The sequence below is a fragment of the Aquimarina discodermiae genome (genome assembly GCF_040786235.1).
Classification (GTDB): domain Bacteria; phylum Bacteroidota; class Bacteroidia; order Flavobacteriales; family Flavobacteriaceae; genus Aquimarina.
Map to the genome: position 1 here is coordinate 1 of NZ_JBFMKP010000059.1, position 6,084 is coordinate 6,084.

7 protein-coding genes are annotated in these 6,084 nt (G+C 31.7%); all 7 read left to right on the forward strand.

Features of this window, described 5'->3' with window-relative positions:
• Positions 1–207: hypothetical protein (locus ABW636_RS22355; protein ID WP_367592320.1), on the forward strand; the 207-nt coding region annotated here is incomplete at its 5' end.
• Between the two features lies 1 nt (position 208).
• Positions 209–1,351 (forward strand): hypothetical protein, encoded by a 1,143-nt coding sequence (locus ABW636_RS22360; RefSeq protein ID WP_367592321.1) that lies wholly within the window; start codon positions 209–211, stop codon positions 1,349–1,351.
• Between the two features lie 86 nt (positions 1,352–1,437).
• Positions 1,438–2,535, forward strand: coding sequence for a hypothetical protein (locus ABW636_RS22365; protein ID WP_367592322.1), 1,098 nt, complete (start codon positions 1,438–1,440; stop codon positions 2,533–2,535).
• A gap of 120 nt (positions 2,536–2,655) precedes the next feature.
• A complete protein-coding gene (locus ABW636_RS22370) occupies positions 2,656–2,859 on the forward strand; it encodes a hypothetical protein (protein ID WP_367592323.1) in 204 nt (67 codons plus the stop codon).
• Positions 2,843–3,241 carry a hypothetical protein gene (locus ABW636_RS22375; RefSeq protein ID WP_367592324.1) on the forward strand — a complete coding sequence of 133 codons (399 nt, stop codon included), beginning with the start codon at positions 2,843–2,845 and terminating at the stop codon, positions 3,239–3,241. The genes ABW636_RS22370 and ABW636_RS22375 overlap by 17 nt, the downstream gene beginning before the upstream one ends.
• 247 nt (positions 3,242–3,488) lie before the next feature.
• Complete coding sequence (locus ABW636_RS22380; protein WP_367592325.1) at positions 3,489–4,856, forward strand: DNA/RNA non-specific endonuclease; 1,368 nt, start codon at positions 3,489–3,491, stop codon at positions 4,854–4,856.
• A 14-nt stretch (positions 4,857–4,870) separates the two neighbouring features.
• Positions 4,871–5,707, forward strand: coding sequence for a hypothetical protein (locus tag ABW636_RS22385; RefSeq protein ID WP_367592326.1), 837 nt, complete (start codon positions 4,871–4,873; stop codon positions 5,705–5,707).
• Positions 5,708–6,084: the final 377 nt, after the last annotated feature.

Here is a 6,084-nt window from a genome sequence, read left to right on the forward strand (position 1 = left end):
ATGGAAGCTGAAATTTTAAAACGAATTAACACTACCGGTGAAAAAGCTTATGAGAGTGCTTTGTTATCAGGAATAGAAACTGTTAAAGCAGCATTAAGTAAAAGTACGTTTGATGGTGATATAGGAACTCATGCATCTAAAATAAGAGAGTTAAAAAGTAAAGCAAAAGAAATTTGGATTGAAAAAATAGTAAAACCAATAAGGTAATATGAAGTTGAATAATATACATCAGGATTTAAAAGAATTATATAAAAATAAAAAAGAGCTAAAGTCCCTGTTTGCTATTGATTTCACTTGCGATCAGGAAAATGAAAGGTTAGTGAAAATTTTTAAAAAAGGATATTGGTCTGTTATGCCTTTTGCTTTTGAAGCTTATAATAATTTTGCTGTAAGACTAGATCCCAGAAATAGAATCAACGAATCAAGCATAGTTCAAATTAATAACTCCGATGGGGTAACTGTAGCAGCTAATTTAAAAACATTTTTGATCTTAAATAATATAAAATTTATAAAAAATATAAAACTAATAAATGATCATTTTTTACCTAAAAAAGCAGAATTATTAGAGGCGTCTTTTCCGTATAGAGAATATACGAACGGTATAAATTCTTTTGAGTTCTTTTATGAATATATATCTAATCCGAACAATTCACAATTTATAGAAAATGCTGTTGAAGGCTATGAGGGTAAAATTTATATAGATTTTTGGAATTATTATAATAATACGCCTCAACAAAAAGCTTATTCGGAATTAATTCTTCAAATGAATAGCGAACGAAAATATTATCCAAAATTCAAAGAAATGGATTATGGGATATGGAAGAATAGAATATATAATGCTATAGCAGAAAGGGCATATATAGATTATGATGGAGGCTTTAAAAGAAGAGAAAGACATGTTTGGAAAAGTTTAATTTTACCACATGGTTTTGATGCTTTAAGTTTAGGCTTTGGGATCATACCGGATCCGGGTTCTGACTCTTCAAGGTCTATCTTAGGAATAATAGATGAATTCGATATAAATCCCGATTTAAAAAATGATTTTTCTAAAGAAGTATTAGAGCATCCATTGTACGAAGCTATCCAGGATTTACGAGTTCGTAAAAGAGGCTATATGGGAGAAAAACATGCAGAAGCAGCGGCAATATTGGATACTGAGTATAATGATCCATATGGTGCTTGGGATGCTTTAGTAACAGCTAGTTATTGGGCTGGGCAAGCCGGTAGTAAAGCTATAGAACCTATGTGGGAGGCCGCTATTTACCTGTCAGAAAAACACAATTGGATAGAAATTCATGAGGTATTGGTACAACAGTATGAATACTATAATCACTATAAAGATAAAGTCTAAAAAAAGAATACTAACTTCTTATAAAATATAACAACATGCCAGTACAAACCATAGAAGGGTTAAAAGATAGATAAGATTATAAAGAAATGAATAAAACTGCATTTGAATTCGTAAATAGTTCGGCAAAGAAAATCTTAGATTTAATAAACAGGCAAGCTATAAAAAATTTGATGATGGAACCTGTAGAAGGTGAAATGTTAAAAGAGGTTATCGCCAGGCTATGCAGAATTGCTTCACCTTCTTATTTACCTATAGCAAGGGATTCTGATGGTATTTTGGCTATACATTTGTGGCCGGGTAGAGAAATCGAAGTATCACCATTAGTCTATATATATAATAGTGACTCTTATAGTCCAGAATTTGTATGTGATCAATTAGCTTCACTTCCTAGGGCAATGTGGTTACGTAGTGCAGCGTATTTTACTACAGAAATAGAGGAGTTAAAGGATACTATGAATCTTATGTATGCTGAAATTCCTTCAGCAAAGAAAGTGCCCGAGCATTTTTGGGATCAAATAGATGAAAGTTTTTCTCGCTGGAGTTATGCAAACATTGTTTCAAGGTCTCTATGGGAAGAAGCAAATTTAGAGCATCATTTGACAGGAATCCCAATAATAGATTCTTTGGTGGAGCCCGAGGAAGCTCTTAAGACAATTGAAAGTTATGTGAACAATCAATCTTATGTAAGTAAAGAAGTGTTAAGTATATTTATTGGAACTCAGGCTAAAAATAAAATAGCTGTATCAAAGGAGAATGTGCTAAAAGTATTAGAAAAAGAAGCTTGGCATTCATTTGATAATCAGGTAAGAGGTTACTGGAAAATAAATGGAGAAGGAATATCGACGTATGATACAGTAATGAAATCAATTGGTGATGATTTTGAAGAAATACTGGGAGATACGATGTTTAAACCACTTATTGAAACACCAGATGTGTATACTGGGCAAAATCCAAAAGGATTTATAAAGCTTTTAAAAGTTGCTGTCGAATGTAAAAAACAGAAGGACTATGAAATGTATTTAAAACAGTTAAGAAATACAACAGTAGTATCTATAATGAGTATGTCAAGTTATGATGATGCATTAGCAGATTTAAATATAGATGCTTGTAAGTTAGTAAACCCAGACTCTTTGGCAACAGCGTTAGCTATAGTTTCGAAGGATGTAAAAGAATTGGGTGCATAGTTTAAAAACACAATTGGACAGAAATTCATGAGGTATTGGTACAACAGTATGAATACTATAATCACTATAAAGATAAAGTCTAAAAAAAAAGAATACTAACTTCTTATAAAACAGAACAACATGCCAGTACAAACCATAGAAGAATTAAAAGAAAAATGGGTAAACGGGTATAAACCCGACCAAAGTGATTTTGCCGATTTATTTGATACCATCGGCAATGGTAGCGATGGTAGTGCAGAAACTCTATTGCTAGGGCAAAAAAAAGAAACCTTAAGTACCACTATAGATCTTAGTCAAATTAAATTTGATGGGGGCAGAGAATAACCATCTGGAGCTTATCCCTGCAAAAGCGAATCAGGTTATTTTGGTACATGCCTATTATGTAGCATATGATATTACTAAGGCAGCAGCGATAGAAGGATTTGCACAAATGACTTTTGAGCACGAAGGAGGTAGTGTAAGCCCTCTTGCCACAATTCCTGTGATACAAAAAGGTAAAAGCCTCTTGTTTTCTTCATCACAGAGTGTACAAAGCAATCTTTTTACGAATCTGCAAGATACTCCAATAGGTAAAGCTTTTATCTTAAAAGGTTTCGATGGTTTTAAAATTAGTGGTATGGCAGGAAAACTGTTAATAAAAGCAGATTATACCTATATGGACTTTCCGTATGCAGCGACACCTTTGACAAGTAAACAACAACGATAATGTGTACAGTAATTATTATTACTATTTGTATTTATAGCTATATGTTATCGACACCTTCTTGAATTATATTTAAATTTTGTTTCAATAGTTTTTTTCGGCCTATCGAAAGTTTATCGTAAAATTTGAAGTGAAAATCCTGTAGAATTTCAGACTGTTTGAGCGAAGCGAGTTTCTGAAATTCAGGGATTGAACAAAAAATTTAGATAAAGTTTCGTAAGCCTAGACTTTTTTGTTTCTTTTTTTGGCGATGAAAAAAAGAAAGGGAGTAAATTATATCCTAAGTTTACTAGCCTCTGTATTGGGGATTGGTGGGCTGGCCAACAAAGTATTAGGATTGGTTCGTAAAGTACGAAAACGTGTACAAAAAGCACTAACCAAACTATGGCTCAAAATCAAAAAGGCCGGTAAAAAGATATGGCGTAAACTTGGATTTGGGAAGAAGAAAAAGAAGGAGAAGGAAGGTTCTGATAATGTATCTAATAAAAATATAGATATATGGGAAGATGAAGTGCCATTTACAAGTGTGGAGAATGAACAGCATACACTTTATTTTAAAGAAAAAGGTGATAGGGATGAATTGTATATGCATAGTAAAGATGATCATGTTGAAAATCATTTAAATAATGCAAAGAATTTAGCGGAAACAGACTCAGAAAGAGAAAATGTTGAAGCAGGTTTAACATATTACAAAAAAGAAGTATTGCCGATAAATGTTCAATTAAGTAAACTTGAAAATAAACGAGTTAAATTGCTAAACGCTACGGGAGACAATACCAAGAAAATTGAAGCAAATGATAAGAAAATAAAAGAAAAGAATAAAAAACAGGATGAGGTATTATTAAAATTGGGTAAGTTATTTAAGGCGATTAAATTTGAAGATAAAGTTGTACCCACTGCTGTTAAAACAAAAGTAACTTCTAAACAAGATAGTAAAGGTAGGCCCGTACATGTCGAAGCTAGTCCACTTACTTGGATAGCGGGTAATACTACGGGAAGTAGTCCATATCAAAAACCGACAGGTTGGAGTTATGCACAAGACGTAGAAGAGATTAGAAAAGGTATATATATACGGGGTCATATGCTTAATGATAACATACATGGTCCTGGTGTAACTTGGAATTTAGTACCTATCACAAGAGTGATAAACTCGAATATGGAAGTACAGGCAGAAAGCAAAGGAAAAGAGGTATTGAAAGAGAAACATAGAATAATGTGGTATAAGACTACAGTAATTGATTATTATAATAATACGGATAATGAAAATGACAAATATTTCCCAACACAATTAAAAGTAGAATGGGGTAGCTATAAGGATAATGATGTAAATAAAGCAATTATAGATAAAGGTAATGCTACTTTTTCACAAGGTAAACCTGCAATGCCTTTCAATATAAATGACTTAGGAGAAAAATTATTAAGTGATAAGTTAGGGGTAGATAAAAAATTTGCTAAAGCAATTACTGAGGAGAGGAAAGCTAATGGTTGGTTTAATGACCAAGATAATTTTGAAATAAGAATGAATAAATACTACGAAAATAGAAAAGATAAAGGGATATTGACTACGGGAATAGATCAAATAGAAATATTAATTGATTCAGAAAAAGCAATTTTTTAATCATCATAAAAGGTATGTTAGAATTATTTAGCAAGTTTTTATCAGAAATAGGTGGGAATAAACAAATAAGAGTAAATAAAAATACTCTGCAAGAGGAAATAGAGTTAGGTCAATATAGAAATATGGAAAGAAGCTTGAGAAGAGCTAATAAGATTTTAAAACTAGAATTGCCTGAAATAGATTTTGAAAAGTTTATTAAATTAGGTTCTTTAATATTGGATTGGGATATTTCTAATACAGATGACAAGAATGATTATTTGTGGGGGGGGTATCAAATACATGGTTTTGCTTCTGCACTTGGCTCGCCTTCTCATTTTTGGGATACATACAATTCAGGAAATAGAGCATTTAAAAACAATCCAAACCCAAAAGATGAGGCTATTTACGAAGAGTTTTTACCAAAGCTAAACTATTTTCATAAATCAGGTCATGGTGATGACGGTACATTTGGTTGTTTTCTTCGAGAAGAAGGTGTGTATCCTTGCCCTATTTATTTTTATGATTCTGGTATTTGGTTTCCAATGAATATGTCGTTAGATGAATATTATGAATCTATGATGAAATGCAATGCAGTCTATTATTGGCAATATTTTTATATAGATACCGACTTAATTGTGGAAAAATTAGGAAACTACAAACCTATTTACGAAGAATACGGTGCTCAATACGCTACTGGTCCTTGCCCTTTTTTAGATTTATACAAAGAGGGCACATTAGTAACTTCTGCCGAAGGAGTTTTGCATCAAATGAAAATAATAATTAAAAGATTTCCCAAGATATTCCCTAGTTATGATGTGAATTTTTTTCAGGAAAGGCATAACGCTTTGGAGGAAGCAATATCAAAACTATAGTTATAACAAAATATTTATATCTAATTAAGTAAATAATATTTTTAAAACAGAACAACAGACCATTACAAATCATAGAATAGTTAAAAGATAAATGGGCTTTACAAAGTCTCCTGACTCACGGAAATCGTTTTGATTGATGATGGTTTTAATTTAGCTATAGCAGAAAATATAAATAACAATTTTCTTTGAAAACATAGTGAAATAATAGGACTCAAAGTCAGGAGACTTTGCGCAGCGGGTGTTTTTATCATCTTTAAACCTGAGTTCGATTAATATTTAGAGGATTTTTTGTAGCAAAAAAGATAAGTTTTTAGTAAATTAAAGTACTGAATTTCAATTTATTAATCTAAAAACCTATCTATGATATCTTATGCTAA

Excerpts from the sequence above, each read along its gene's own strand:
- ABW636_RS22375 (WP_367592324.1), top strand. The coding sequence starts at position 2,843 with ATGGGGGCAGAGAATAACCATCTGGAGCTTATCCCTGCAAAAGCGAAT.
- ABW636_RS22385 (WP_367592326.1), top strand. The coding sequence starts at position 4,871 with ATGTTAGAATTATTTAGCAAGTTTTTATCAGAAATAGGTGGGAATAAA.
- ABW636_RS22360 (WP_367592321.1), top strand. The coding sequence starts at position 209 with ATGAAGTTGAATAATATACATCAGGATTTAAAAGAATTATATAAAAAT.
- ABW636_RS22380 (WP_367592325.1), top strand. The coding sequence starts at position 3,489 with ATGAAAAAAAGAAAGGGAGTAAATTATATCCTAAGTTTACTAGCCTCT.
- ABW636_RS22365 (WP_367592322.1), top strand. The coding sequence starts at position 1,438 with ATGAATAAAACTGCATTTGAATTCGTAAATAGTTCGGCAAAGAAAATC.
- ABW636_RS22370 (WP_367592323.1), top strand. The coding sequence starts at position 2,656 with ATGCCAGTACAAACCATAGAAGAATTAAAAGAAAAATGGGTAAACGGG.